Origin of the sequence: Lactobacillus sp. ESL0681 (genome assembly GCF_029392835.1) — a bacterium.
Classification (GTDB): Bacteria; Bacillota; Bacilli; order Lactobacillales; family Lactobacillaceae; genus Lactobacillus.
Map to the genome: position 1 here is coordinate 1,756,868 of NZ_CP113943.1, position 26,095 is coordinate 1,782,962.

Annotated in this window: 23 protein-coding genes, 11 tRNA genes, 1 pseudogene and 1 riboswitch; of the genes and pseudogenes, 31 read left to right on the forward strand and 4 right to left on the reverse strand. The window is 35.8% G+C overall.

Annotated elements, in window-relative coordinates; all coding sequences use genetic code 11:
* The first annotated feature begins 195 nt into the window (after nt 1-195).
* The 21 genes from OZX59_RS08415 (at nt 196) to OZX59_RS08515 (ending at nt 13,120) form a co-directional block, all read left to right on the forward strand.
* The gene (locus OZX59_RS08415) at nt 196-771 is read left to right on the forward strand and encodes a sigma-70 family RNA polymerase sigma factor (protein WP_277125914.1); all 576 of its coding nucleotides are present in this window, start codon (nt 196-198) and stop codon (nt 769-771) included.
* A gap of 204 nt (nt 772-975) precedes the next feature.
* Nucleotides 976-1,047: transfer RNA gene (locus OZX59_RS08420), tRNA-Glu, on the forward strand.
* 32 nt (nt 1,048-1,079) lie between these two features.
* A tRNA-Ser gene (locus OZX59_RS08425) sits at nt 1,080-1,166 on the forward strand.
* Between the two features lie 10 nt (nt 1,167-1,176).
* Nucleotides 1,177-1,250 (forward strand) — tRNA-Met (locus tag OZX59_RS08430).
* Between the two features lie 3 nt (nt 1,251-1,253).
* Nucleotides 1,254-1,327: transfer RNA gene (locus tag OZX59_RS08435), tRNA-Asp, on the forward strand.
* Nucleotides 1,328-1,333: 6 nt separating this feature from the next.
* Nucleotides 1,334-1,406, forward strand: a tRNA-Phe gene (locus OZX59_RS08440).
* Between the two features lie 7 nt (nt 1,407-1,413).
* Nucleotides 1,414-1,495: transfer RNA gene (locus OZX59_RS08445), tRNA-Tyr, on the forward strand.
* Nucleotides 1,496-1,499: 4 nt separating this feature from the next.
* Nucleotides 1,500-1,570, forward strand: a tRNA-Trp gene (locus tag OZX59_RS08450).
* A 13-nt stretch (nt 1,571-1,583) separates the two neighbouring features.
* Nucleotides 1,584-1,656, forward strand: a tRNA-His gene (locus tag OZX59_RS08455).
* A 7-nt stretch (nt 1,657-1,663) separates the two neighbouring features.
* Nucleotides 1,664-1,735, forward strand: a tRNA-Gln gene (locus OZX59_RS08460).
* A 21-nt stretch (nt 1,736-1,756) separates the two neighbouring features.
* Nucleotides 1,757-1,827: transfer RNA gene (locus tag OZX59_RS08465), tRNA-Cys, on the forward strand.
* Nucleotides 1,828-1,865: 38 nt separating this feature from the next.
* Nucleotides 1,866-1,950, forward strand: a tRNA-Leu gene (locus OZX59_RS08470).
* Nucleotides 1,951-2,064: 114 nt separating this feature from the next.
* On the forward strand, nt 2,065-3,237 hold the full coding sequence (locus OZX59_RS08475; protein ID WP_277125915.1) for a glycosyltransferase family 4 protein: 1,173 nt from the start codon (nt 2,065-2,067) through the stop codon (nt 3,235-3,237).
* Nucleotides 3,230-4,273, forward strand: a complete 1,044-nt coding sequence (locus OZX59_RS08480; RefSeq protein WP_277125916.1) for a glycosyltransferase family 4 protein — start codon at nt 3,230-3,232, stop codon at nt 4,271-4,273. Before OZX59_RS08475 ends, OZX59_RS08480 begins: the two co-directional genes overlap by 8 nt.
* Nucleotides 4,273-5,298, forward strand: a complete 1,026-nt coding sequence (locus tag OZX59_RS08485) for a lysylphosphatidylglycerol synthase transmembrane domain-containing protein (RefSeq protein ID WP_277125918.1) — start codon at nt 4,273-4,275, stop codon at nt 5,296-5,298. The genes OZX59_RS08480 and OZX59_RS08485 overlap by 1 nt, the downstream gene beginning before the upstream one ends.
* 69 nt (nt 5,299-5,367) lie before the next feature.
* On the forward strand, nt 5,368-7,440 hold the full coding sequence (locus OZX59_RS08490; protein WP_277125919.1) for an LTA synthase family protein: 2,073 nt from the start codon (nt 5,368-5,370) through the stop codon (nt 7,438-7,440).
* Nucleotides 7,441-7,496: 56 nt separating this feature from the next.
* Nucleotides 7,497-7,730, forward strand: coding sequence for a preprotein translocase subunit SecG (secG, locus tag OZX59_RS08495; protein ID WP_277125920.1), 234 nt, complete (start codon nt 7,497-7,499; stop codon nt 7,728-7,730).
* A 70-nt stretch (nt 7,731-7,800) separates the two neighbouring features.
* The gene (gene rnr / locus OZX59_RS08500) at nt 7,801-10,128 is read left to right on the forward strand and encodes a ribonuclease R (protein ID WP_277125922.1); all 2,328 of its coding nucleotides are present in this window, start codon (nt 7,801-7,803) and stop codon (nt 10,126-10,128) included.
* A gap of 12 nt (nt 10,129-10,140) precedes the next feature.
* Nucleotides 10,141-10,596, forward strand: a complete 456-nt coding sequence (gene smpB / locus OZX59_RS08505; RefSeq protein ID WP_277125923.1) for an SsrA-binding protein SmpB — start codon at nt 10,141-10,143, stop codon at nt 10,594-10,596.
* Between the two features lie 449 nt (nt 10,597-11,045).
* Entirely contained in the window at nt 11,046-11,702 is a 657-nt protein-coding gene (locus tag OZX59_RS08510) for a nitroreductase (protein ID WP_277125924.1), read from the forward strand.
* A 74-nt stretch (nt 11,703-11,776) separates the two neighbouring features.
* Nucleotides 11,777-13,120 (forward strand): hemolysin family protein, encoded by a 1,344-nt coding sequence (locus OZX59_RS08515; RefSeq protein WP_277125926.1) that lies wholly within the window; start codon nt 11,777-11,779, stop codon nt 13,118-13,120.
* 64 nt (nt 13,121-13,184) lie between these two features.
* Here OZX59_RS08515 and hpt read toward each other — a convergent pair whose 3' ends face one another.
* Complete coding sequence (gene hpt / locus OZX59_RS08520) at nt 13,185-13,751, reverse strand: hypoxanthine phosphoribosyltransferase (RefSeq protein WP_277125927.1); 567 nt, start codon at nt 13,749-13,751, stop codon at nt 13,185-13,187.
* Between the two features lie 206 nt (nt 13,752-13,957).
* On the opposite strand from hpt, the gene OZX59_RS08525 reads away from it, so the two are divergent.
* From OZX59_RS08525 to OZX59_RS08555, 7 genes are all read left to right on the forward strand, one after another.
* Nucleotides 13,958-15,040, forward strand: coding sequence for a M42 family peptidase (locus OZX59_RS08525; protein ID WP_277125929.1), 1,083 nt, complete (start codon nt 13,958-13,960; stop codon nt 15,038-15,040).
* A gap of 92 nt (nt 15,041-15,132) precedes the next feature.
* Entirely contained in the window at nt 15,133-16,365 is a 1,233-nt protein-coding gene (locus OZX59_RS08530; protein ID WP_277125930.1) for an MFS transporter, read from the forward strand.
* 203 nt (nt 16,366-16,568) lie between these two features.
* Entirely contained in the window at nt 16,569-16,898 is a 330-nt protein-coding gene (locus tag OZX59_RS08535) for a PTS lactose/cellobiose transporter subunit IIA (protein WP_277125932.1), read from the forward strand.
* Nucleotides 16,899-16,926: 28 nt separating this feature from the next.
* Nucleotides 16,927-18,216 (forward strand): PTS transporter subunit EIIC, encoded by a 1,290-nt coding sequence (locus OZX59_RS08540; protein WP_277125933.1) that lies wholly within the window; start codon nt 16,927-16,929, stop codon nt 18,214-18,216.
* A 23-nt stretch (nt 18,217-18,239) separates the two neighbouring features.
* Nucleotides 18,240-18,551 carry a PTS fructose transporter subunit IIA gene (locus OZX59_RS08545; RefSeq protein WP_277125934.1) on the forward strand — a complete coding sequence of 104 codons (312 nt, stop codon included), beginning with the start codon at nt 18,240-18,242 and terminating at the stop codon, nt 18,549-18,551.
* 87 nt (nt 18,552-18,638) lie between these two features.
* Nucleotides 18,639-19,724: a MupG family TIM beta-alpha barrel fold protein gene (locus tag OZX59_RS08550; RefSeq protein ID WP_277125935.1), complete on the forward strand. Its 1,086-nt coding sequence runs from the start codon at nt 18,639-18,641 to the stop codon at nt 19,722-19,724.
* A gap of 16 nt (nt 19,725-19,740) precedes the next feature.
* The gene (locus tag OZX59_RS08555; protein ID WP_277125936.1) at nt 19,741-20,037 is read left to right on the forward strand and encodes a hypothetical protein; all 297 of its coding nucleotides are present in this window, start codon (nt 19,741-19,743) and stop codon (nt 20,035-20,037) included.
* Between the two features lie 76 nt (nt 20,038-20,113).
* Here OZX59_RS08555 and OZX59_RS08560 read toward each other — a convergent pair.
* Both OZX59_RS08560 and OZX59_RS08565 read right to left on the reverse strand, forming a co-directional pair.
* Nucleotides 20,114-21,463, reverse strand: a pseudogene (locus OZX59_RS08560) (transposase).
* 209 nt (nt 21,464-21,672) lie between these two features.
* Nucleotides 21,673-22,917, reverse strand: a complete 1,245-nt coding sequence (locus OZX59_RS08565; RefSeq protein WP_277125937.1) for an alpha-L-fucosidase — start codon at nt 22,915-22,917, stop codon at nt 21,673-21,675.
* 55 nt (nt 22,918-22,972) lie between these two features.
* Nucleotides 22,973-23,062: riboswitch (TPP riboswitch) on the forward strand.
* Between the two features lie 50 nt (nt 23,063-23,112).
* Between OZX59_RS08565 and OZX59_RS08570 the strand changes: the two genes are divergently transcribed.
* Nucleotides 23,113-23,691 carry an ECF transporter S component gene (locus OZX59_RS08570; protein WP_277125938.1) on the forward strand — a complete coding sequence of 193 codons (579 nt, stop codon included), beginning with the start codon at nt 23,113-23,115 and terminating at the stop codon, nt 23,689-23,691.
* Between the two features lie 53 nt (nt 23,692-23,744).
* On the opposite strand, the gene udk is transcribed toward OZX59_RS08570, so the two are convergent.
* Entirely contained in the window at nt 23,745-24,380 is a 636-nt protein-coding gene (gene udk, locus OZX59_RS08575; RefSeq protein ID WP_277125940.1) for a uridine kinase, read from the reverse strand.
* Nucleotides 24,381-24,700: 320 nt separating this feature from the next.
* Between udk and OZX59_RS08580 the strand changes: the two genes are divergently transcribed.
* Both OZX59_RS08580 and OZX59_RS08585 read left to right on the forward strand, forming a co-directional pair.
* Complete coding sequence (locus OZX59_RS08580; RefSeq protein ID WP_277127014.1) at nt 24,701-25,396, forward strand: GntR family transcriptional regulator; 696 nt, start codon at nt 24,701-24,703, stop codon at nt 25,394-25,396.
* 1 nt (nt 25,397) lies between these two features.
* Nucleotides 25,398-26,087 carry a GntR family transcriptional regulator gene (locus OZX59_RS08585; protein ID WP_277125941.1) on the forward strand — a complete coding sequence of 230 codons (690 nt, stop codon included), beginning with the start codon at nt 25,398-25,400 and terminating at the stop codon, nt 26,085-26,087.
* Nucleotides 26,088-26,095: the final 8 nt, after the last annotated feature.

Below are 26,095 nucleotides of genomic sequence, written 5' to 3' on the forward strand. Positions count from 1 at the left end.
GTGCTGTGCTTGGCTAACTTATTTTCAAAATATTTTTTGTTTTTTTAAAGTAATTCAACACAATTGAACTATTGTGTCAAATTAATAGTTAATTTAGTCTTTTTGTTAATTTAGAACATTGTTTCGGTATTAGTTTTGATTTAAAAATAATATTATACTTATATAGCTAATAAAGCGTTTTATAGGGAATAGAATATGCAAAAATTTGAATTAACACCGGAAATTGAAGCAGAATTAATTAAGCAAATAAAGGCGGGAAGTGATGATGCACTTGAGAATTTATTTCACTATTATCAACCATTGGTTAATAACGTTAAATGTAAATATTATGTACGAGGCTATGATAGTCAGGATTGGCAGCAGGATGCGCTAATTGAGTGCTATCAGGCCGTAATGGCCTATGAAAGTAGCAAAGGGCGCTTCGGTAGTTACTTTAAGAAAAGGCTTGATAATCATGCTAAAACACTAATTAGAAGGGATCAAGCTTATCGCAGAAAAACTTTAACACAATCTATTACTTTTGAAACTGCTATAAAGAATGGTCTTACTCCCTTGAACCAGCAATTTTCGGCTGATAGCAAAATTCCAATGAGTGAATACTTTGCAGAATTGATCCCAAAGTTATCTGATTTAGAAAAGTTGAGCTTATTAATTAGTATTGGAACATTACAGCAGGAAGAAGTAATCAAGAAATTTCAGATTGAACAAATGACGATTATTCGGGCACGCTCACGCCTTATCCAAAAGATGCGCAAAACTTTATTTAAATAAAATAAGACTTGCGTTTAGCGTAAATAAAGTGTTCTAGAAAATACAATAAGGAATTTATTTAAAAAACTTGCAAGTCTGACATAAATAATGTATTATTAATAACGTTGTGATTTAGGTAAGCAATTATTTAAATCAAAAAACTTATTGACATCTCAATTGATATCAGGTATTATAATTAAGCGTCTTGTGTTGCAAGCTAAATCCGACCCGTTGGTCAAGTGGTTAAGACATCGCCCTTTCACGGCGGTAACATGGGTTCAAATCCCGTACGGGTCATTGTCAGCAATAATATTGACGTTTTAAGTTTTGGAGGATTACCCAAGTGGCTTAAGGGGACGGTTTTGAAAACCGTTAGACGGGTTTCTCGTGCGTGGGTTCAAATCCCACATCCTCCTTTAATAACATCGCGGGATGGAGCAGTTAGGTAGCTCGTCGGGCTCATAACCCGAAGGTCGGTGGTTCAAATCCATCTCCCGCAATATGGTCCATTGGAGCAGTGGTTTATCTCGTCTCCCTGTCACGGAGAAGATCATCAGTTCAAATCTGATATGGACCGTAAGATGGCTCGGTAGCTCAGTCGGTAGAGCAAAGGATTGAAGCTCCTTGTGTCGGCGGTTCGATTCCGTCCCGCGCCATCAGCCTGGAGGAGTAGCGAAGTGGCTAAACGCGGCGGTCTGTAAAACCGCTCTCTCTGAGTTCGGCGGTTCGAATCCACCCTCCTCCATAATAGGGATATCGTATAAAGGTAGTACATCGGTCTCCAAAACCGCTAGTGTGGGTTCAATTCCTACTATCCCTGTTAAAACTTCATGGCGGAATTGGTGAAGGGGTTAACACACCGGTTTGTGGATCCGGCATACATGGGTTCGAATCCCATATTCCGCCCTAGTATTGGGATATAGCCAAGCGGTAAGGCACTAGACTTTGACTCTATTATGCGCTGGTTCGAATCCAGCTATCCCAATCTATTAATAAAATAGCTAATGGCGGTGTAGCCAAGTGGTAAGGCAGAGGTCTGCAAAACCTTAATCGTCGGTTCAAATCCGACCTCCGCCTTATGTCTACCTTTGTTAGACTATTAATTTAATATAAATGGCGGTGTGGCGGAATTGGCAGACGCGTCAGACTCAAAATCTGGTGTCCCTATAGGACGTATCGGTTCGACCCCGATCACCGCTATATGTAACAGCTCCTGAATAGGGGCTGTTTTTTTATGAAAAAAATTAATTTATTTTATAAAAATTGCACAAGTAATGTGGAATCTTTATAATACCTGTATATGGAGGTATTCAAATGAATATTGGTATTTTTACCGATACATATTTTCCACAAATTAGTGGAGTTGCGACTTCAATTAAGACTTTAAAAGATTCATTGGAGAAGCAGGGACACAATGTGTTCATTTTTACTACAACTGATCCGCATGTATCTAAAGATACTGTTGAACCGAATGTCTTTCGCTTTAGTAGTGTACCGTTTATTTCTTTTACTGATCGCCGGGTGGCTTTTCGTGGCTTTTTTGAAGCTGCTAAAGTTGCGCGTGAAGTTAACCTTGATATTGTTCATACACAAACTGAATTTGCTTTGGGAATGATTGGCAAATACGTGGCCCATCAACTCAAAATTCCAGCAATTCATACTTATCACACTATGTACGAAGATTACTTACATTATGTTTTAAATGGTCATTTATTAAAGCCATATCATGTTAAGCAATTTACTAACGTTTATCTTAAAAATATGGCCGGCGTAATTGCTCCTAGCGAGCGTGTTAAAGCGTTACTTAAGCGATATGGCGTAACTATACCTATGAGAGTCATTCCAACCGGTGTCGACGTCAATACGATGTCAGAAGCGCCTAATCGTGATATTCGTGCTGAATTAGGAATTGCCAGTGACGCACCTGTGTTGTTAACTTTAAGTCGAATAGCTGGCGAAAAGAAAATTGATCGTATTTTGACGGCAATGCCAGACATTATTGATGAGTTTCCTAAAGTTCGCTTAGTAATTGCTGGTGATGGTCCAGATGTTGATGTTTTAGAAGATCAAGTAGAGCGTTTGACTTTGGAAGAATATGTTATATTTACTGGTAGTGTAGCCCACGAAGACGTGGGTGCATATTACAAGATGGCTGATGTTTTTGTTTCGGCTAGTGATACTGAAACTCAGGGACTAACTTACATTGAAGCCCTAGCTGCTGGTACTAGATGTGTTGTTTATGATACAGATTACACTGAACAGGTGTTTGATGATACTAGTTTGGGAAAAGTTTTTACTCAACCTAGTGAAATGACTACTGAGATTTTAGATTATCTGAGACAAGGTTCGTATGAAATACCTAAAGAAGAGTTAGCTAAAAAGTTGGAGCAAATCTCTGCTAAACGTTTTGGCAAAAGAGTATATCAATTTTATCAAGATGTGATTATAAATTACGCCCAGGATCTTAAAGAGGATACAAATGATTAGAATAAATATGTTTTCGCAAGCCGTTTCGGTTCAAGGACAGGGAGTTGGCTCTGCTTATCAGGAATTAATGGATTTGATGCGGACGCGTCTAGTTGATGAGTTCTACGTTACCAATAATAAATATGGAGTGAGTGATTTAACTCACTATCATACAATTAATCCTACTTATTTTGCTAACAGTTTTGCAAGTGCACGTGGACGTAAGATTGGGTATGTACATTTTTTACCGGAAACTTTAGAAGGCTCAATTAAGTTACCTAATCTTGCTAAAAAAGTTTTTTATCGCTATGTGATTGATTTTTATAAACGAATGGATCAAATTGTGGTGGTTAATCCAATTTTTATTGATAAATTGGTTAAGTATGGTATTAAACGAGATCGAGTGAAATATATTCCCAATTTTGTCTCAAAGGCAGAATTTTATCCTGAACGTCAGGAAAAGAAGAATGCGTTTCGCCATCAATTAGGTATTCCTTTGGATAAATTCGTTGTACTAGGTGATGGGCAAGTGCAAGCACGTAAGGGTGTAGATGACTTTGTTAAGCTGGCCAAGGCTAATCCAGAAATGCAGTTTATCTGGGCAGGTGGGTTTTCGTTTGGCAAAATCACTGATGGTTATGACCATTTTAAGAAGTTGGTTGACAACCCTCCTAAAAACCTCACCTTTACAGGAATAATTGAACGCTCAAAATTGGTTGACTATCTGAATATTGCGGACGTGTTCCTTTTACCATCATTTGATGAGTTATTTCCAATGTCAGTGCTTGAGGCTTTTAGTTGTGGAACACCAGTTTTGTTGCGGGACCTTGACTTATATCAAGCCATTATTGCTGGTTACTATTTAAGTGGTCAAGATTTTGATCAGATGAATGCACAATTACGTCAAATGGCCTCTGATCCAGCTTTGTTAAATAAGTATAGTAATTTAGCTAACGAGGCTAGTGTTAAATATTCAGAAGATAATTTGGCGCGAATTTGGAATGAGTTTTATCATGAACAATATGCGATTGGTAAAAAATTAGGACAGATTCGCTAATGAATAAAAAACACGTCTGGGGCATTTTAGTTGTCTTACTTATTAGTGGCACGGTTTTGTATGTGGATTTAAAATCAACACCAGTTACTCAATTGTTGCAAGCTGCAAATAACATAAATTACGTGGCACTAATTGCCGTTTTTTTGTTAATGTTGCTGTCTTATGGTTTTGAAGCGAGCACGTTGGCGGTTTTGGCTAGTCGCAAAAACGAACCTCATCGATCTAAGTGGTCATTTTTTCGGATACCATTAATTCAAGCCCTTTTTAATGCGATCACACCAATGTCTACTGGAGGTCAGCCATCACAATTGGCTGCAATGGTACAGATGGGGATTGAAGGTGGTCGGGCAACTTCGCTACTATTGATGAAGTTTATCATTTACCAAATCGTGGTCTTTTTTGCTTACATAACAACGATTATTTTTGGTTTTCATCTAGTAGCAACCAAGTTTGCTGGTTTAGCAATTTTTATTGCAATTGGCTTTTTGATTCATGTAGGATCGATTATTTTTTTGCTTGCGGCCCTGTTTGCTTACGATTGGACTAAAAAATTGGCTAATTGGCTGCTCGATTTACTTGCTAAATTTTTCAGTCCTAAGAAAATTGCGTCTTGGCGCAAAAATACTATGGCCAAAATTGATACTTTTTATCAAGAAAGTCAAAAATTAAAACAAGAAAAAAAGAAATTAGTCCTAAGTGTATTGTTTACAATTCTGCAGCTATTATGCTTTTATTCAATTCCATATCTTATTTTGGTAACTCTCAATGTGCCAGCAAACTGGGCTAGTGTAACACAAATGAATATTATGATTACCATGTTCATGGCAGTTGTTCCCATTCCTGGCGCTTCTGGAGGTGCCGAATATAGTTTTCAGACATTGTTTGCGACCTTTATTAGCAATAGTGGTACTTTAGTTTTAGGAATGTTTATTTGGCGCTTTGTAACTTATTTCTTTGGGATGATTTTGGGCATTTTTGGTTGGAGTTTTAAGCCAAAGAAAGTTATGGCAAACAAGAATAGTTAATATTTCCTAAAAGAACTTTGTTTTATTTAGCTTGCGAGTAAGATATTAAGTTAGTGAAAGGAGAATCGGATGGCACGAACCAAAGCTTTTTTTCAGTGGTTAACTGAAAACAAATTAGGATTTTTTACCATGATTTTGGTATCTTTTTGGCTTAAAACTTATGTGATCTATTTGACGAAGTTCAATTTAGGTGCTGTGGGAGCAATGCAAAATCTGCTCTTATTTTTTAATCCATTACCTGCTGGCTTATTGTTGCTCGGTGCAGGACTCTTTTTTAAGGGGCGCAAGTCCTATTGGATTATCATCACAATTGACTTAATCCTTAGTTTATGGCTGTTTGCCAATATTTTATATTATCGGGAGTTTTCAAATTTTTTATCGGTATCAATTATTAAGACTTCAGGATCAACTTCAGATAATTTAGGTAAAAGTATTGTTGGTATTATTCATGCGACAGATTTTTTATCCTTAAGTGATGTTGTAGTAATTGTTGGTTTATTAGCAAGTAAAATTATTAAGTATGACTTACGAACGTTAAAAATCAAATTTAATATCTTAATCGAATGTTTAGCTGTCGTTTTAATTGGACTTAATTTAAAAATGGCGCAAAAAGATCGTTCAGGCCTTTTAACTAGAACGTTTGATAATAACTATATTGTTAAATACTTAGGTATCAATGAGTACGCTGTGTATGATAGTTTTAAAACTGCCCAAACAAGTGCACAAATGGCTAAAGCAAATGTTTCAGATCTTAATTCGATTCAAAAATTTCTGCGTGCAAATTATGTTAAGCCTAATCCGCAATATACCGGAGTAGCTAAAGGTAAAAATGTATTGGTAATTCACCTTGAAAGTTTTCAGCAATTCTTAATTGGCTATAAGTGGAAAGGCAAGGCTGTAACACCAAACTTAAACAAGCTATATCATGCTAAAGATACGTTGAGTTTTAGCAACTTTTATAATCAGGTTGGGCAAGGAAAAACCTCTGATGCTGAGATGATGCTAGAGAATTCGTTATACGGTCTGCAATCGGGATCTGCAATGTCAAGTTATGGTACCTCGAATACTTTTGAAAGTGCACCAGCAATTCTCAATCAAAAAGCAGGATATACTACTGCTGTGATGCATGGTGGAGCCGGTTCATTTTGGAATCGGAACAACGCATATAAACAATTCGGGTATCAATATTTTATGCCTTTATCTTACTATGATAACAAGCCAGATTACTATTTGGGATATGGGATTAAGGATAAAATGTTTTTTGAGCAATCAATCAAATATATTGAGCGCTTGCCGCAGCCGTTTTATTTAAAAATGATTACTGTAACCAATCATTATCCATATGATCTGGATAAGAAGAACCAAACAATTACTAAGACTGATACCGGGGATGAAACGGTTGATGGTTATGTGCAGACTGCACACTATTTAGATCAGGCAATTGGCGAATTTATGAGTTGGCTAAAGAAAACTGGGCTAGATAAAAAAACGTTACTGGTTTTCTACGGTGATCATTATGGTATTTCAGGTAATCACCATAAGGCGAGTGCACAACTACTTAAGCAAGACGAATTCACTGACTTCGATAATTTGAAATTTCAGAGGGTACCGTTGATGTTTCATATGAAAGGTTTAAAGGGCGGTATTAAACCGACCTATGGTGGTGAAATAGATGTTTTGCCGACACTGCTTAATTTGTTAGGGATTAATAATAAGCAAACAATTCAATTTGGCCATGACTTATTGAGCAAGCAGAATCCGCAAATTGTCCCACAGCGAAATGGTGATTTTATTACACCGCAGTATACTAAGGTTAGTGGGAGTTATTATGATACTGAGACGGGGACTGAGTTAACTAAACCAACTAAAAGGGTGAAGACTAAGTTAACGGCAATTTCGAATAATGTGACAACGCAGTTGTCGCTTTCGGATCGAATAATTGATCAGAATCTGTTGCGTTTTTATAAACCCAAATGGTTCAAAAAAGTAAAGGTCAAAGATTATGATTACAATAAAGAAGTATCGTTAAAGAGGTTATATACGACTGACAAAACTTCTTTATGGTATCAAAATGGTAAAAAGACGACGCAGGATAAATTCCAAACAGATGCGCCTGAACTTAAGAATAAGGGCTCGAAATAAATTCTATTTTGTGCTAAAATTTAACAGTAATCGTATCTTTATATTGGAGGCAGCGCATGTATAATTTATTTATGACGCTACTAATTATCGTTTCAATCTTAATTGTTATTGCAACAATGATGCAGCCGCAAAAGCAACAGGATGCATTGAATGCTCTGTCAGGTGGCGCGGTTTTTAGTGGTCAAACAAAGAAACGTGGTTTTGAAGCATTTATGGAAAAAGTGACCGCAGTTTTGTTAGTGCTCTTTTTCGTTTTTGCTATTATTTTAGCTTATTTGTCTTCAAAATAGGCTTGGTTCCTCCCGATCAATGTTTTGGGAGGTTTTTTTGTATTTTTATTAATGAAATGGAGATTTGTGCATGGCACAAAATGAAAAAATTTTAGCTAATGTTTTGGAGATATTCCGTCACAATCCTAATAAACAATATCAAGTGGAGCAGATTGAGCGGCTTTTGCGCCGTGATCATTTGGGAAGTTTTTCTGATCTGGTTAAGGCACTGGCTTATCTGGAACAAGAAAAGAAAATTATTACCGATGGTAACGGCCGTTATCAGCTAGCTGTAGAAAACACAGTTGTTGAAGGAATTTTTAAGGCAAATGATAAAGGCTTTGGTTTTGTAAAGCTTGAGGATGATACTGTTGATGATATTTTCATTGCTAGTGATTACACAGCTTATGCAATTGATGGCGATCAAGTCAGAGTTAAAATAACAGCTGATGGTAATCCTTGGAATGGTAAAGGTCCTGAAGGCCAGGTAGAAACCATTATTGAGCGTAGCATGGATACGCTAGTTGGTGAATTTTATCCTTTGCCTGATGAACAAGTAAAGTTGAGTCATTTTGTTGGCTATGTTTTAAGTACTAATAAAAAATTACATCGGTATCGCGTCTATGTGGGTGAAGACGGTTTAAGACCACAGATGGGAGATATGGTTAAGGTTTCAATTGCCAATTATCCAAGTAAGGATAATCCAGATACCATGGCTGGTTTGGTAATTAATATTATTGGTAATAAGAATGATCCTGGCGTCGATATTATGTCGATTGTATCTGCTCATGAAGTCCGTACTCAATGGTCTGAAGATGCAATGAAGCAGGCCAATGAAATTCCCGACCATATTAGTGAGCAAGATCTGGTTGACAGAGAAGATATTCGCGATCAACCAGCAGTTACCATTGATGGTGACGATTCTAAAGATTTTGATGACGCTGTGGTTTTATGGAAATTGCCTAATGGAAATTATCATTTAGGAGTTCATATTGCTGATGTTGCGCATTATGTTACTGAAAATTCTCCACTTGACAAAGAAGCTTATACCCGTGGTAATAGTACTTATCTAGTTGATCGGGTAATCCCAATGTTACCGTTTCGTCTTTCTAATGGTATTTGTTCTCTAAATGAAGGCCAAGATCGCTTAGTTTTATCATGTGAAATGGAAATTACGCCAAGTGGTGAGAGAGTTAATTATCAAATTCATCCTAGTGTGATGCAATCGCATGGCAGATTAACTTATAAAAAAGTAAATCAAGCTTTAGATCCTAACAATACTGTTGAACTTGAGCCTAAATATGAACAATTACAACCAATGTTACAAGATATGGCACAATTGCATAATGCCTTGTATCAAAAGCGTCATCAACGTGGTGCAATTGATTTTGAGGAACCTGAAGCCAAGATTGTTGTGGATGATCAAGGTAAACCAACTGATATTGTGTTGCATGATCGTGGTGTTGCAGAAAAGATGATTGAATCTTTTATGTTAATAGCTAATGAAACGGTTGCAGAAGATTTCTATAAAAAACACGTACCGTTTTTGTATCGGGTTCACGAGACACCTGATGGCGAAAGAATTAAGAACTTCTTCGAATTTTGCAGTGCATTTGGTTTGGACGTTAAGGCAGATCCTAATCATATTAAGCCAATTGATTTACAAAAAGTCGTATCTAAAACCACTGGCACCCCTGAAGAAGCAGTAGTGCAAATGATGATGTTGCGTAGTTTAAAACAGGCGCATTATTCAGAAGAACCTCTAGGACATTTTGGTTTAGCAGCACAATTTTATACGCACTTTACTTCACCAATTAGACGTTATTCTGATCTAATGGTACATAGAATGATTCATGCTTATGCTGAAGAAGGTGTAGGAAAAGAAACGCAAACGCATTTTGCTAGTTATTTACCAGATGTTGCTGAACAAACTTCAACTCAGGAGCGGGTATCTATCGATACCGAGCGAGAAGTTAATGACTTGAAGATGACCGAATACATGGCTGATCAAGTTGGGCAACATTTTGATGCAGTTGTTGCTTCAGTGGTCAGTTTTGGGATGTTTATTCAATTGCCTAATACTGTTGAAGGGCTAATTCATATTTCGAATTTAACTGATGATTTTTATAGTTATAATGAGAAGAACATGACATTGACTGGTCGTGGTAATCATAAGCAGTATCGAGTTGGGATGCCAATCAAGGTAACTCTGATTAATGCTAATATTGAACAGCACCAACTCGATTTCGAGGTTTATGATCCGAATGCTCCAAAGACGCCACATTATGATCGTGGTAATAGAGCTGGCCGTGACCAGCGTGATTTTCATCATGATCGCGGTGGTAATCATAATGGTAAAAAGGGTGGAAATTATCACTCAAATGGCAATCATCCACACTTTAGTAGATATAAGCGTTAGGATAGTGAACTGATGAAAGGTAAAGATCAGAATTTAGTTGCGCAAAATAAAAAAGCTCATCATGATTATTTCATCAAGGATACGTTTGAAGCTGGAATATCATTAACGGGAACAGAGATTAAGTCAGTTCGCGCTCGTCGGATTAATTTGCGTGATGGCTATGTTCAAATTGTTAATGGTTCCGCCTTCTTAGAGAACGTTCATATCAGTGAATACAAACAGGGCAATCGTTACAATCATGAGCCTGTGCGTAGTCGCCGACTGCTGCTGCATAAAAAAGAGATTGTGCGCTTAGCTAAGCAACAAGCAGAGCGAGGAGTTACGATTGTACCACTAAAAGTATACTTAAAGCATGGCTTCGCTAAAGTATTAATCGGCGTTGGTCAAGGTAAAAAGCAGTATGATAAACGTGAAACGATCAAAAAACGCGATCAGGAACGAGAGCTGCGTCGCAAATATAAATTTTAATTTAGCAGTTTGATTAGAAAAGTCTAATTGAACTGTTTTTTAGTAAAATGTACTAATTTTTATGAATGATATTTAGTTATTCATTAATTATTTTAAAAAATGATATTAGGTTATAAAATAATAATTTGATATTAATATAGCTATAACTATCTAAAAATGTTACAAAAAATATCGTTATTAAATCCTGATAAAACGCGAATTATAAGTGTTATCTTTGTTTTTTATCTTTGCAAAGTTGTCCATTATTGATTAGTATTATTATGTGTGTGTGATTAATTTAATTAATTTTTAGCAAAAAAACTTGGATAAAATTATTCAAGTTTTATGTTAAAAACGGGAAGAGTATAGGTTATTGTTACTTATGTTTAAGTTTTTTGATAAATTTATTTATTGGAAAGAATAAGAGTGTATTAATATGCTTAATTTAAGATGTAAGGATTTGAATCGCAATGGAATTTAATGATGTATATGACCATGAGCGCGTAACTCGTAAGTTTACTAATAGAAAAGTTAACGAAAAAGTACTTGCTAGAATAGTTAAAAAAGCGCAAGAATCGCCGTCATTATTAAATTCGCAACCATGGCGAATTTATATGGTAACTGAAAATGCTCTCAGTAGCCTTAAAAGGGAGGTAAAACAACAACTTGATGAAAATGTAAAACCACATGAAGATTTTGCTACCACACTGTCGCTAAACTGGGATTCATATCCTAGTCAAAATATGGCAGCTGTTGGAGCAACTTTACCATACTTTTTTCATAACAAAATGGACTTATTTAAAGATGCAAATGATACGATGTTTAATGCGCAAGCTGTGGCTTATTTGACAATTCCGCGTTCATCGCCAGCTTGGTCTGTTTTTGACTTAGGAATTCTGGCACAAAGCATAATGTTGTTAGCAATCGATGAGGGCTTAGGCGTAATGCCCGCGCATTCTATGGTTGCTTATCCTGAAATTGTGCGTAAATATGGCCAAATTCCGGAAGATGAACTGGTCGGAATGGCAATTGGGTTAGGATATAAGGATAAATTAGCGGAAGTTAATGATCCCAAATTTTTCCCAGAACGATTGCCGTTTGAAAAAGTTTATAAACTTGTTAAATAATTCTGCTCTTTTTGTGAATAGACAAGTTATTAATGCTAAAATATAGGTTAGAATTTTAATTGAGGGGAATAATTTTGAATACAACCCAAATAATAACTAACTTAATTGCAACTTTAGTGATTTTCGTGTTTGCGGCTTTTTTTGTAGTTGCAGAATTTGCATTAGTCCAAACGCGTTCTAGTCAACTAGAAGATATGCTGGCTAACAAGTCTGGCAATACTGGTAAGGTTAAACGTGCTTTGCATATGGTGCATAATCTAAATGAATACTTATCAACAACGCAAGTCGGTACTACGCTGGTAGGAGTAGTTTTAGGTTGGTTTTCGGCCGATACCTTTGCAGTATTGTTTGCTAATTTGTTTAATTTGTTACAACTAAATCGATCGGTAGTCCGGTCTTTGAGTGCAGTTTTAGGTGTTATCTTTCTAACTTATTTAGAGGTTGTGGTAACTGAAATTGTGCCTAAGAATATTGCTATTGAAATGCCAGTAAAGATGTTATTGGCAATTGCGACTCCTTTGCAGTTTTTCCATACTTTAGTTTATCCTTTTGTTTGGTTACTCAATACCAGTTCTAATGGTTTACTAAAAATTTTAGGTTTTGATCCTGAAAAAGAAGAAGACGAGGTTTATTCACAATCTGAAATCATCAAGTTATCACGTAAAGCTGTTCATGGTGGGTCACTTGATAAAAACGACTTGACTTATATGAAACGGGCGTTTGAACTCAATGATAAAGTTGCTAAGGATATTATGACTGATCGTACGCGATTGGTAGTAATTAATTCAACGGATACAATTGAGCAGTCTTTGAAGCTTTATCTAAAGTCTGGTCAGAGCAGGTTGCCAGTTGTACGTGATAATAATAAGGATGACATGGTTGGTTATGTTTATTCTTTTGACATTGTTCAACAAAATCAAATCAATGCTCAGGTTCCAATAACTCGAATCATTCGAACAATGATAACTGTGCCAGAATCGATGCCAATTCAAGATGTTTTGCATTTAATGATTCAAAAACATACTCCCATTGTTTTGGTTGTGGATGAATATGGTGGTACTAGTGGAATTGTTACGGATAAAGATATTTATGAGGAATTGTTTGGCACTGTTAAAGATGAAATTGATGATGTTTCTGATGATTACATTATCAAGGATAAGACAGGGCAGATTCATGTTTCTGGTAAAACCACCTTGTATGATTTTGAACGATATTTCCGCAAGGATCTAGCTAGTTTTCAAAATAGTGATATTATCACTATTGGTGGCTACATGATGGAGCACTATCCAGATTTAAAAGAAGATGAAACGGTTGAATTTGAAGGTTTTGAGTTCAAATTAGAAAAAGTTGAACAGGGCTTTATGCGCTGGTTTGTTGTTAATGCTAAGCACCTTGATGATGTTCCAAACATAGGATAAAAATTGGTAAAACTTAAAAGGAGTTATTTGCTAAAATAACTCCTTTTCGATTGTCGTATTTTATTTATTCTGCAGTCTGGGCAATAACTTCTGGCTTTAACACACCAATGTAACGTAAGTTACGATAACAATTCTTAAAATCCAGGCCATACCCAACTACAAATTCATTGCCAACTTTTGAACCATAGTATTCGATCTCGACATCTGTTGCACGGTTGGCCTCTTTGTTAAGCAAAACGCAACACTTAACACTGTTAGCTCCACGCTGCAGTATCAACTCCTTCATGTACTGCAAAGTTAGACCAGTATCAACGATATCCTCAACAATTAACACATCGCGGCCCCTAACGTCTGTACTTAAATCAGAAATTAATCTGACATTACCAGTAGACTCGAAGGAATTCCCATAACTGGAAACATCCATAAAGTCAATTTCTTCTTCAACATCCATTTCTCTAACTAAATCAGTTAAAAAGAAGATTGCTCCTTTAAGGGCTCCAACAACTAATGGCTTTTTTCCAGCATAGTCTTCGGTTAATTGCTTACCTAAGCTGACACACATTTGCTGGATATCGTCCTCAGTAAATAGCTTATGATCAATAATTTTACTAATATTGTCGCGTTTCGACATTTATCTACCCTTCACTTCAACTAAATTGCTAAACTTAATAAGTTCGATTATATCATTTTTTCAAGTAAAAGTTGCACAAATTATCGTTTTGCCTGTAATGATAGCGATTTTTCTCTAAAATTAGTCGATTGGCTAGAAATCCAGTTGAAATTTGATCTTCTTTGCTATAATAGAGATAAGATGATGACAAGTGAGGAAGTTGCAAAATGAAAAAAGAACAAGAAATTCAAATGCTAAAAGATTTTTCAGATGCAAATTCGACTTCAGGCTTTGAGGAAGAGTTTGTTAAGCTATTTACCCAAACAGTTAAGGGTTTGGCAGATGTTAAAGTCGATGGTATGTTGAATGTTTATGCTGCCAAAAAAGAAAATAAACGTGATAAGCCGGTTATCCAGCTTGATGCTCATTCTGACGCTGTTGGGTTCATTACGCAGGCTGTACGACCAAACGGAATGATTAAGTTTGTTCCTCTTGGTGGCTGGGTTAAATATAATATTCCAGCTTTGCGCGTTAAAATTAAGAACCGTGATGGTGAATATGTTAGTGGAGTAGTGGCTACTAAACCACCGCACTTTATGACAGACGCTGAACGTAATAATGTTCCTGATGTTAGTGAGATGTCGATTGATGTAGGTTCGAGTTCACGTGATGAAACGATTAACGATTATAAGATTGATACTGGCTGTCCAATTTTTGTGGATGTAAAGTGTGAATATAACGAAAAAAATGGTCTATTTTTTGGTAAAGATTTTGATGACCGATTTGGCGCTGCGGCAATGGTAGACGTGTTGGATAACTTGAAAGGTGAGGAAACCAATTTAAACGTAGTTGCTGCTTTATCAAGTCAAGAAGAAGTTGGTTTACGTGGAGCCTATGTTACTGCTAGAGCTGTAAAACCTGATCTGGCAATTGTGCTTGAATCTTGTCCAGCAGATGATACTTTTACAGATAGTTGGTTGTCACAGACTGGGTTGAAACGTGGACCAATGTTGCGGGATATGGATACTTCTTTTCTGCCTAATCCTAAATTTCAGCAGTATGCTTGTGATTTGGCTGATAAAAATCATTTGCCTTATACTCGCTCAGTTAGAACTGGTGGTGGTCAAGATGGTGCCGCAATATATTATGAAAATGGCGCACCAACAATTGTGATTGGGATTCCTGTTCGGTATGAGCATTCACCATATTGTTTTAGCGCCTACCAAGACTTTAAAGCCGCGGTTGATTTGACAGTGGCAATTATTCGTGATTTAACTACAGAAAAACTGGCTAGTTTTAGTAAATTTTAAAAATATTGTTGTAAAAAAAGATAAACCGAGTAAAATGATCTTCCAAGGAAATAATTGAGCGACAGTGAGCGCTCATTTTGGAGGAATTAAATATGGAAATAGCTAATCGGCACAGACATGCACTAAGTAAGAATCAGAAATGGACGCTTGCGTCTACTTCATCGGGTTTTATGTTAGAAAACATGGATGTGCTATTTTTGTCGTTTGCAATGAGTTCAATGATTGCTGATTTACACCTTTCAGGACCTGCAGCAGGACTGATTTCATCGATTACTAATGTAGGAATGTTATTTGGTGGCATCATTTTTGGCATCTTGGGGGATAAGATTGGCCGTGTAAAAACTTTTAGCCATACCGTAATCATTTTTGCAGTTGCTACGGCTTGTATGGCGTTTACCAATAATCTTTATTTGATTTATGGTTTACGCTTTTTAGCAGGTGTCGGAGCTGGCGGAGAATATGGAGTGGGGATTTCGTTAATTGCTGAGGCTTTTCCTAAAAATGAAATTGGTAAGTTAACTTCAATTGCTGCTGTTGGTGGTCAAATTGGCGCAATCTTTGCAGCAATCATTGCGGCTTGGATTATTCCAACTGCTGGCTGGCATATGTTATTTTTGGTCGGAATTGTGCCAGTGGTGCTAACTATTTTTGTTAGAAAGCATTTGCATGAGAGTCAACAATTTTTAAATGCAAAAAGTGCAGAAAAAGATTCCTTATTAACAACGGTTGTCCGCAAAATGTTTGCTACTCCTCGTTTAGCGTGGCAAAGTTTGGGCTTAATGATCATGATGATTGTGCAGATAGCTGGTTATTTTGGCTTAATGAATTGGCTGCCAACGATTGTTCAAAAGCAATTGAATTTGAATGTTGCTAATTCAAGTTTATGGATGATTGCCACCATCGTTGGAATGAGTATTGGGATGATGACTTTTGGTTCAATTTTTGATCATTTTGGTCCTCGCCGAGCATTTTCCATTTTCTTAATTGGCTCGGCAATTATGGTTTATACCCTAAGTTTAGCCACTGACATGATTACACTACTGCTAATTGGCGCCATTGTTGGCTTTTTCTCTAATGGGATGTTTGGTGGGTATGGTGCTGTAATTAGTTGTCTGTATCCAACTGAAATTCGTTCGAGTGCGAATAATATTATTGTTAATGTTGGGCGAGCAATTGGTGGTTTTTCTTCAGTTATCATCGGGATGTTGATGGATCATTATAACTTAACGGTGGTGATGGGCTTTTTATCAAGTCTATATATTATTAGTTTGCTTATCATGGTTAGTTTACCTGGGCTAAGGGAAATTAATAAACAAACTAATTAAAAGTATTGTGGTGTGTTAAATATTTAAAAACCCTTGAAATTGAAATATCAATTTCAAGGGCTTTTTTTGATGTATTTTTTCAAAAAAAGATTGTAACAATTTTGAACTTATAATATAATTGGTATATGCAAGCGGTTACTATTAACGAATGGTGAAAACAGCTAGTATTCAGGATAATACTAATTGAAAGAAGGTGAAGTAAAATGGATGAAATCGAACAGGTTGCCTTTGATATGATAAGCAACACTGGTGAGGCACGGTCTTTATTAATGCAAATTATTGATGATGCAGAGCATGGTGAATTCGCTAATTATGATACTAATTTTAAGAAGGCTAATGAATGTTTAAAAACAGCACAAAATGTTCATTTGAAAATAATTAGTTCTGAGGCAGATCAGAAAAAACTACCGTTTAGTATTTTGCTGGTTCATGCAGAAGATCAAATGATGGCTGCAGAATTAATTCGTGATTTAACTCCCAATATTGTTAATACTAACAAGCAGTTGGTTGAATTAAAGGAAAAACAAAAATAATTTTATTTATCGTATAAAGGAGGCAGAAATGAAATTTAATTCAGAAAAAATTTCAAGCGTAATGGCTGCAATAGCTGGAAATAGGTATATGTCGGCTATCTCAAATGGGATGGCCGTAATTATTCCAGTTTCAATTGCCAGTTCTATTTTTACCTTGATTGCACAGATTCCGTTGCCGTTTATCAAACAAAATATTGCTGCTTTTCAATTACCGGTTACTTTTTCAATTGGTTTAATGGGATTGTATGCATGTTATTCAATTGCTTCGCACTTAGCTAAGTCATATAAGCTTGATCGTAATTCTAGTAGTACAATCGCTGTGATGGTGTATTTAATGTTGACTATTACTCCTGGTACTATTACACCTGAGATTGCTAAGAAGACTGGAATTGCTGCAGGGACAGTTTTTCCAGCCCAAAACTTTGGATCATATGGCTTATTTACAGCTATGTTTGCAGCAGCTGCTTCAGTTTGGGTAATTCACTTTTTTAAAGAGAAAAATTTAGTTATCAAAATGCCTGATGGTATGCCGCCAGCAGTTTCAAGTGCGTTTACTTCATTAATTCCAGCCTCTGTCTTAATTATTGCAGCGTGGCTAATTAAGGCTGGCTTACATTTTGATTTAAATCAGGCCTTACTTGATTTGTTGTCACCATTAGCACAGTTTGGTAAAGATAATTTGATTTCAGTGCTGGTACCGATCTTTTTTAATTCTTTATTTTGGTTATTTGGTGTGCATGGTGCAATCACTTCGACACCTGTTTATCCATTTTGGTATCAACATTTAAATGCTAATATGGCAGCCGTTACACACGGTGCAACGGCTGCAACAGTACCACACTTTATGACAGAACAATTATTACAATTCTTTGTTTACATTGGTGGTGCTGGGTCTATTTTGGCACTCTGTATCTTAATGGCGTTCTTTTCTAAATCTGAAATGGGCAAGGCCATGGGTAAAGTTGTTTTAATTCCAAGTATTTTCAACATTAGTGAACCAGTTATGTTTGGTATTCCAATTGTGCTTAATCCATATTTTGCGGCTCCATTTATTTTGGCACCAATGGCTGATGGATTGATTACTTGGGCAGCAACAGTAACAGGATTATTAAATAAAACTACGGCGATTGTTCCATGGGTTTTGCCAGGACCAATTGGAGCGTTCTTTGCGACTGGGTATGATTGGCGTGCAATTGTCGTCGGAATCATCAATATTTTGGTCTCGATGCTGATTTATTTGCCATTCTTTAAGATGTGGGACAGACATCAAATTAAGGTTGAAGCTGAAACTGAAGCCGAAGAAGTTGCAGCAGCTTAAATGAAATTTAGGAGGAATATATAATGAAAATTTTATTATCATGTAGTGGTGGAATGAGTTCTTCTCTGATTGCTCAGGGTTTGGAAAAAGAAGGAAAAAAACGCGGTCAGGAAGTTCAAGTTCACGCAACTGGTACAGAAAATGTTGCTGATGACTTGAATGCCAATGATTATGACGTTGTTCTGCTTGCTCCGCAATCAGTTTATCGTAAAAAAGTTGTTGAAGAAGAAGCAAATAATCATGATATTAATTTTGTGATGATTCCACGCAATATGTATAATCCTCTTGCTACTGGTAAATTACTTGATTTAGTCGAGGAAGAATTAAATAAATAGTTCTATTAAATACTAAAAACACTTCAACAAGTAATTTGGTGAAGTGTTTTTAACTTTAATGATTAAATTTTTTATAGGAGACAATCTATGACGATGAGAAATATCGGATTATCAATTTATCCGGATCACAGTAATGAACAAGAAGATGAGCAGTATCTTTTGTTAGGTGAAAAATATGGTTATACGCGAATTTTTATGAGTATGCTTGAAGCTAAAGATGTGGAAGCAACTAAGAAAAAGTTCCAACATATTATTAAGTTTGGTAATAAGCATGGTTTTAGTACTACACTTGATGTGTCGCCACGGATTTTTAAACAACTAGGTGCCTCATATACTGATCTTTCATTTTTTGAAGAATTAGGTGCTTCTGCCATCAGATTAGATGAGGGATTTGATGGGATGACTGAAGCCGCTTTGTCTTATAATCCTGAACATATGATTATAGAATTGAATATGAGTAATAACACCGGGTATTTAGATAATATTTTGAGTTACGAAGCAAACGAACCGTTTATTTACGGTTGTCATAACTTTTATCCACAAGTTGGTTGCGGTTTAGATGATGACTTCTTTATTGAATGTAGTAAAAACTTCAAAAAACATGGTATTCATACAGCAGCGTTTGTTTCTAGTCAATGCGGAACTCATGGTCCTTGGGATGTCAATGATGGTTTACCTACGCGGGAATCGGACCGGTATTTACCAGTTGAAGTTCAAGCTAAGTCCCTATTTATGAGTAATCTAATTGATGATGTCATCATTGGCAATTCGTATGCTAGTGAATCTGAATTGCGCAGTCTTAGTGAATTAGATAGATATAAACTAACTCTTGACGTAGAAATGGTTAAGGATATTAGTGAAGTAGAACAAAAAATTTTATTAACTGAGAATCATTTTCGTCGCGGCGATAGTAATTCCTTAGTTGCACGTTCAACTCAACCACGAGTTAAATATCATGATGATAATCCAGCTCACGATAATGATTGTGAATTTGAAGTAGGGGACATTCTAATTTGTAATGATGATTTTGGTGTCTATAAGAATGAACTACAAGTAGTTTTACAACCACATAGTGATAAAAGAAAGAATAAGGTTGGGGCGATTAAGGCTGATGAATTATCACTACTAAAATATTTACGTCCTTGGACAAAATTTAATTTTGAGTCTAAGTAATCAAAGGAAAAATTAAATGTGGCAAACATTTTTATTAATTATTGGCTTGTTAATTATCTTTTTGCTTGCCAATAAAGTGGTTAGCCAAGTTTATCTTGCTGGACATAAAATTTACAGTGTCTTAGTAGGATTACTTAGCATTTTGTTATTAGCATTTGGAATCATTTATTGTAAGAATTCTATTGGTTTAACTTTGATAGGGGCAGTGTTTGTTTTTGGATGTATTGTTTTTTTAAACTCATTTGATCGCAATATTAAAACCTTTATGCACCGCAAGGATAAACAAGGTACCACTAAGGAAGATAAAGTATAATTTAACTGAAACTTGAAAGCAGTAAAACTAGCCAGATTCCTTATTGAGTCTGGCTTTTTTGGTTCTTAATTATATTTTAGACGCTTCTCTGCAGCTGCTTTTGAATAAATCTTGGCAGTAATTTAATAAAATTATTTATTATCCGCTCGACTTCTGTGGTTATTTCTTCTTTAACTGCTTTTAGGGCACTTAGCAGGTAGACCAATGCTTCTTCAAACGCCAAATCCGGCAACGCATCATTCATCAAATAGAATAAATCCCCAATTGTTCGCTCATCAACTGCTTGTCTCTCTTGCCAAGCCAGCAAGTCATAAGTTAAGGCGGTAATTGCAAAATATCCGCACTGACCATCGTAACTTTGAATTTGTGATTTATCTAAAGCTAGGTATTGCTTAGCTGCTTTAAAGTAGGTTTCTATCTGCCATCTACGACCATAAAGCTGAATGACTTCTTTAGGTTGCAGCTGATATCTGGTGGTAGCCAAGACCAAGTACTTTCCCTTATTACCACGTTTAGTAACATATACTAGTCTGATAGGAAAACTATGTCCTTGATACTCTGCCTCGACTACACAACTATAAAGATAGTCATCTTTGGCTTTCAGCTTTGAGCCAGCTAAGCGTTCATACAAACTTTTTACATCATAAAGGCGACCACGATAGCGGTAGTATACCTTCTTGCTCAACTAAGCATCGAGACACTGTCTAATCCTAACTGCTTTAACTGCCAGAACATTTTTGGCGAGGCAAACCAGCTGTCAAACAGTACATAGTCTGCTGGTACTCCTTCATTGATAGCTTGCTTAAGCAATTCAACCGTGACATCATTCATTTGCCTTTGGGCTTGGGTTCTTCTTCTGCCTGCAATAGAACGATTATCGGTTGTAGTGGCTTTACTGCCAAGCAGATTTTGTTTTTTCTTGGTGGACATCAAAGCAAAATTAACTGGCAAAAAAGTATTGCCGTCACTCCAACCAACGGTCAAGCCACGAAAACCATTAATATATTTATGCTCATTATGATCGTAAACTTTGGCAAGTAATTCAGCTTTCTTAGAATAGGAACGTGCTAGCAAAGTATCATCTACAATCAAAGCTAGTCTTCTACGCTTGTCAATTACCGGTTTAAGTACTTTAATTAGTTTGGCAGCAGCTAAGCAAAGCAGTTTTTGCCAATTGATGCGTTTCATCATTAAGGATATTTCTGCCAGTCTTAGAGGTAAATTCAGCTGGTTGGTCAAAACGATACAGTGATTTACGGGCAAAACGTGATTGGATTAACCATTTGACTACCATGAGCAGGCTAACTAAAGAATGACGTTTAAAATTAACTTGTTTACTTAAGTCAGCTAGACCAATTAATTTTGTAAAAGATGAAATTAAGGAAGAAGTGTCCTTTTCTTGATTGAATTGCGGTATACTGTTCATAACGTAAGAACTCCTGTAACTTTAGTTTTGGTTATTTAAAGTATAACGCAGAGAGGGCTTGCGTTTTTATTTTTTAGGCAAAAAAGCTAGAAATCACGCTCTTTTGAGGTGATTTCTAGCTTTCAAGTTTCAGTAATTTAATATAAAAGAGCTCGCTAAATTTCTTTTTGAAATATTTAGCGAGCTTTTTAGTTGGTAAAGTTGAAGTATTATTTAAAGGTAACTTTTGCGATGCGAACACACCAATCGCTACCATAGACATAACCAGAAGCATTAATAGTTAATGTACCGTTTTTTGGTTCTTGCATAAATGATAGCTTTTCTCCGTTGTCTAACCAGCTGATAGCTTTTATTTCTTTGAAGAAACCTTCAAAAGACCGCAAAGTATTTCCTTCTCCGCCCAGTACCACGTTGTCGTTACCGACGATTTCTAAGTCATGAATAAACAGATACTTATTTTTGTCATTGCCAAGTACCAAATCTTTTTGATTACCATTTGCTTGGACCCTGGCCTCAGGTCGGGTTTTATAGATAGCTTCACTGGCCATCTCTGTCCAATTACCTATTTGTTGCATAATAGCATGATTTATTTCAGGAATTTTGCCACTACCAGTAAGTCCAATGTTGAGCAAAATATTGGCACCAATGCCGCGACAATGCACAATATTTTCTATTAATTCTTTACCGGACTTAAAATCTAAATCATTTTTGGCAAATCCCCAGTGTTTGTTCATAGTAATTGAAGCTTCACCAGCTACATACTTATCATCAAAGCCGTGATTGACTTGGCTGGGTGTTTCTCGTTCATAAGTTACAACATCAATCTCTGAATTACTAATTTGGCCACGTTCTTTAAGACCGGTATTATTAATAATGATAGCTTCAGGTTGATATTTGCGAATCATACCGTAAAGTCGTGAATGTTTCCAATTTGCGTCTTTTTTATCCCAATCACCATCAAACCAAAATCCGCCAATTGGTCCATAATTTTGACATAATATTTTGACTGAATTCAATAAGTAATCAAGGTAATCATTAAAGTTATTCTGATAAAGAGGCGAGTGCCAATCATAAGTTGCCATGTAGAAAAATGGTTTGATATCATATTTGTTACAGGCATTTACAAATTCTTTAATCAAATCACGGTGAGCTAAACTATGTATTGCGTCAAATGTTGATAAGCCTTTAGTGTCGTATAAGAAGAAGCCTTCATGATGCTTAGTAGTTAGGACAATGTATTTGGCGCCCATCTGTTTAGCAGCAAGGACAATTTTATCGGCATCGAAATTTTCTGCCGCAAAGGAAGCAATTAATTTTTCGTATTCTGCTTGATCATGTTGATGAATATATTCCGTCCATTCGCCTTTAGCAAGTTGTGAATATAGCCCCCAATGAATAAACAAACCAATACCCATGTCTTCGTAATTTTTAATTCTTGTTGGAATTTTGTTCATTTTTCCTTTTCCTTATCATAATAGCATTGCCTGTGGTATACTATACGAAAATATAGTATGTCACTAGGGGTGCTTAATAGCTGAGAAAAACCCTTGGAACCTGAACAGGATAATACCTGCGTTAGGGAAGTGTTTAATAATTAAGCATTATTGTACTCCTAGTTGACTTTTTTAAGAAGGGCTAGGAGTATTTTTATGTTTACCAGATCATCAAAATGGAATGTTAAATCAATAATTTTGATTGCCTTAATTGGTATTATTATGGGGGTAGTTTATACTTATGGCTTTAATTGGGCGTATAACCTGGTTAAAATGGCTTTACTGCCAACAGGTTTTGCCCCAGTGACAGATACAGTATTTGCTGGCCTATGGCTCATGGCGGCACCATTAGCAATGTATTTTGTCCCTACAAGTGGTTCCGGAACAATTGGTGAAACATTAGCTGCAGTTGTTGAGATGGCAATTGGGGGCCAGTGGGGAGCCATTACAGTTATTTCTGGAATAGTTCAAGGAGCAACTAATGAGATTGGTTTTTTTCCTAAAAAAGAACGTTATCAAAAATTTTCTTGGACTAGTGTCTTGATTGGCGCTTTCTTTGCCGGACTGGGGTCATTTGTCCCAACTTACTTTTTATATGGTTGGAACAAATACAGTATGACTTTACAAATTACAATGTTCATTACTAACATGATTTCGGCTTTGGTATTTGATGGCGTTCTAGTTAAATTAATTACCAATCTTTTCGATAAGGCGTTAAAGCCAAAGATAATTTAAATATTATGCAAAAATTCGTTAATAAAAAAGTTGAGCGTAAAAACTCAACTTTTTTATTTTCGATTTAAGACAGCGTGTACTTTGGTTGTCAGCATGTCGATGGCGACATCATTTTCCCCACCTTCAGGAATAATGATATTGGCATAGCGTTTAGTTGGTTCAATAAACTGATGATACATCGGCTTAACGGTCTGCAAATATTGTTCAATTACTGAGTCGATTGAGCGTCCACGTTCTTTAATATCGCGTTCTAATCGGCGAATAAAGCGAATATCATCGTCTGTATCGACATAAACCTTAATATCCATCAGATCGCGAATATCTGCGCTAGCTAAAACTAAAATTCCTTCAAGAATAATGATATCTGCAGGTTCAATGTGAATGGTTTCTTTGCTTCTAGTATGATCCTTAAAGTTGTAGATTGGCATTTCGATTGCCTGATAGTTAAGCAAATCGTTGATCTGTTTTTTTAGTAGTGGGATATCGAAGGCATCAGGATGATCATAGTTAATTTTCATGCGTTCAGCCATTGAAATATTAGTATTATCCTTGTAATACGAATCTTGAGCCATAATCAAGACGTGCTCATTTTCAGCCATTTGTTCAACTATTTTATGGGCAATAGTAGTTTTACCACTACCAGATCCACCAGTTATGCCAATCACGACAGGTTTTTCAATTTTAGACATCTAAGACGCTCCTTCTTTATCAATAATATTCTACTTTAGTTTGTATGATAGTTAAAGTAAAAATGTGCTGAAATCAAGATTAATCGGTAATTTAATTTATCAAAAATAGACTTTTTTATAAAAAAGCGTTGACATATTTTTTGAAAGCGATTACTATTATATCTGGTATTAAAAAAACAAAACTTATCTTTTGAAGTTTGTTTACATAGCTATTAAACTGTATAAATTTTTGAATATTCAATATTTTAAATATAAGTTTTATAAAAATAAGACCAAAGGAGTGAGGGAATATAACAGAATTTAGAGAGATATCTCCTAGTATACAAGTAGAAGAATATTTGCAGCATCTGGTTAGTTCCATTGATAAGCGAGAAGATTTACCAAGTCAAAGAGAAATTGCTGATAAGCTTGGAATTAGCAGAAGTGCTGTTCAACATGCTTTGCGTCACCTTCAAGACGAAGGTGTAGTGTCTGTTAAACAACGCTCAGGAATTGAAGTAAATAAAAAGATCGATATTAATATGCTGGGGATGCAGTCAATGACTGCCGAGTTAGGAAATCAAAATGTTAAGATAAAGCATTTGTCGACAAGCAGTGTTCAGGTCACCAAACAATTGCAAAACTTTTTTGGGTCAAAGACAAGTCAATTATTAAAGATAGAAAGAATTCACTGCAACAGGGATAAGCCTCTAAGTTATGAAATTACATACTTTAATAAAGCGGAATTTCCAACTTTGGAAAAGGTGGATTTTACTAACTTATCACTTTATCAGATTTTATGTGATGAATATAATGCTGTACCAACATATGGTAAAGAGGATATCACGTGTATTTTAGCAGATGATAGGTTGGCTAAGGCGTTGCAAGTTAAAGACGGTGAGCCTCTTTATCAAATTGAAAGTTTTAATTATCAAGCTGATGATCGTCCACTTGAATGTACCAGGCAATATTTAATTGGTAAACAGTTTAAATACTATTTCACTGCTAATAATATTTTTGATTATCAGGAGGATTAAGATGCTATTTAAAAATGTTTATTTTGATCTTAATTACAAAATTGCCAATGGTTTTTATTCTCCAGGAAATAGTTTACCTAATGAAAATGAACTACAACAAATTTATGGTGTAAGTCGCACAACTATTCGTAAAGCAATTGATCAGTTAGTAAGTGAACAAAAGGTAGTTCGTAAAAAAGGAAGTGGTTTATTTGTAAGGCCTACTATTTCAAAGCAAAATATTCTGAATATGACTGGTATCATCAGACCAACTTATCTTGAATCATCAGATAAAGTTAAATTTAAGGATACTTATTTACGGTTAGTTGGCCCTTATTATGCAGATATATTAGGAATCTCAGCTAATGAATTACTGTATTACGTATCATTTAAAACATTATCAAGCCATGGAAAATCCTTTGAAAAATTATTATTGCCATTGGATAATTTCCCAGGTTTTGATCCAGCTTGTCTGAAGGTGACGCCCATCATTGAGGTGGTAAATTCAGGTAAATTTAATCTTGAAAATGTATATCAAGATTTTCAGTTGATTGAGGCATCAGCTGAAAGTAGTAAGCAGTTGAACTTAAAAATTGGATCACCAATTTTTAAGATAACTAATCTTTTTTCAACAGCTGATAAGAAAAATGTTGCTATTGAATATCGAATGCAAGATGCATTAAATACTGAATATTCAATTGATTTTAATTAATGGAGGAA

Excerpts from the sequence above, each read along its gene's own strand:
- OZX59_RS08415 (WP_277125914.1), top strand. The coding sequence starts at position 196 with ATGCAAAAATTTGAATTAACACCGGAAATTGAAGCAGAATTAATTAAG.
- OZX59_RS08475 (WP_277125915.1), top strand. The coding sequence starts at position 2,065 with ATGAATATTGGTATTTTTACCGATACATATTTTCCACAAATTAGTGGA.
- OZX59_RS08480 (WP_277125916.1), top strand. The coding sequence starts at position 3,230 with ATGATTAGAATAAATATGTTTTCGCAAGCCGTTTCGGTTCAAGGACAG.
- OZX59_RS08485 (WP_277125918.1), top strand. The coding sequence starts at position 4,273 with ATGAATAAAAAACACGTCTGGGGCATTTTAGTTGTCTTACTTATTAGT.
- OZX59_RS08490 (WP_277125919.1), top strand. The coding sequence starts at position 5,368 with ATGGCACGAACCAAAGCTTTTTTTCAGTGGTTAACTGAAAACAAATTA.
- secG (WP_277125920.1), top strand. The coding sequence starts at position 7,497 with ATGTATAATTTATTTATGACGCTACTAATTATCGTTTCAATCTTAATT.
- rnr (WP_277125922.1), top strand. The coding sequence starts at position 7,801 with ATGGCACAAAATGAAAAAATTTTAGCTAATGTTTTGGAGATATTCCGT.
- smpB (WP_277125923.1), top strand. The coding sequence starts at position 10,141 with ATGAAAGGTAAAGATCAGAATTTAGTTGCGCAAAATAAAAAAGCTCAT.
- OZX59_RS08510 (WP_277125924.1), top strand. The coding sequence starts at position 11,046 with ATGGAATTTAATGATGTATATGACCATGAGCGCGTAACTCGTAAGTTT.
- hpt (WP_277125927.1), bottom strand. The coding sequence starts at position 13,751 with ATGTCGAAACGCGACAATATTAGTAAAATTATTGATCATAAGCTATTT.
- OZX59_RS08525 (WP_277125929.1), top strand. The coding sequence starts at position 13,958 with ATGAAAAAAGAACAAGAAATTCAAATGCTAAAAGATTTTTCAGATGCA.
- OZX59_RS08530 (WP_277125930.1), top strand. The coding sequence starts at position 15,133 with ATGGAAATAGCTAATCGGCACAGACATGCACTAAGTAAGAATCAGAAA.
- OZX59_RS08535 (WP_277125932.1), top strand. The coding sequence starts at position 16,569 with ATGGATGAAATCGAACAGGTTGCCTTTGATATGATAAGCAACACTGGT.
- OZX59_RS08540 (WP_277125933.1), top strand. The coding sequence starts at position 16,927 with ATGAAATTTAATTCAGAAAAAATTTCAAGCGTAATGGCTGCAATAGCT.
- OZX59_RS08545 (WP_277125934.1), top strand. The coding sequence starts at position 18,240 with ATGAAAATTTTATTATCATGTAGTGGTGGAATGAGTTCTTCTCTGATT.
- OZX59_RS08550 (WP_277125935.1), top strand. The coding sequence starts at position 18,639 with ATGACGATGAGAAATATCGGATTATCAATTTATCCGGATCACAGTAAT.
- OZX59_RS08555 (WP_277125936.1), top strand. The coding sequence starts at position 19,741 with ATGTGGCAAACATTTTTATTAATTATTGGCTTGTTAATTATCTTTTTG.
- OZX59_RS08565 (WP_277125937.1), bottom strand. The coding sequence starts at position 22,917 with ATGAACAAAATTCCAACAAGAATTAAAAATTACGAAGACATGGGTATT.
- OZX59_RS08570 (WP_277125938.1), top strand. The coding sequence starts at position 23,113 with ATGTTTACCAGATCATCAAAATGGAATGTTAAATCAATAATTTTGATT.
- udk (WP_277125940.1), bottom strand. The coding sequence starts at position 24,380 with ATGTCTAAAATTGAAAAACCTGTCGTGATTGGCATAACTGGTGGATCT.
- OZX59_RS08585 (WP_277125941.1), top strand. The coding sequence starts at position 25,398 with ATGCTATTTAAAAATGTTTATTTTGATCTTAATTACAAAATTGCCAAT.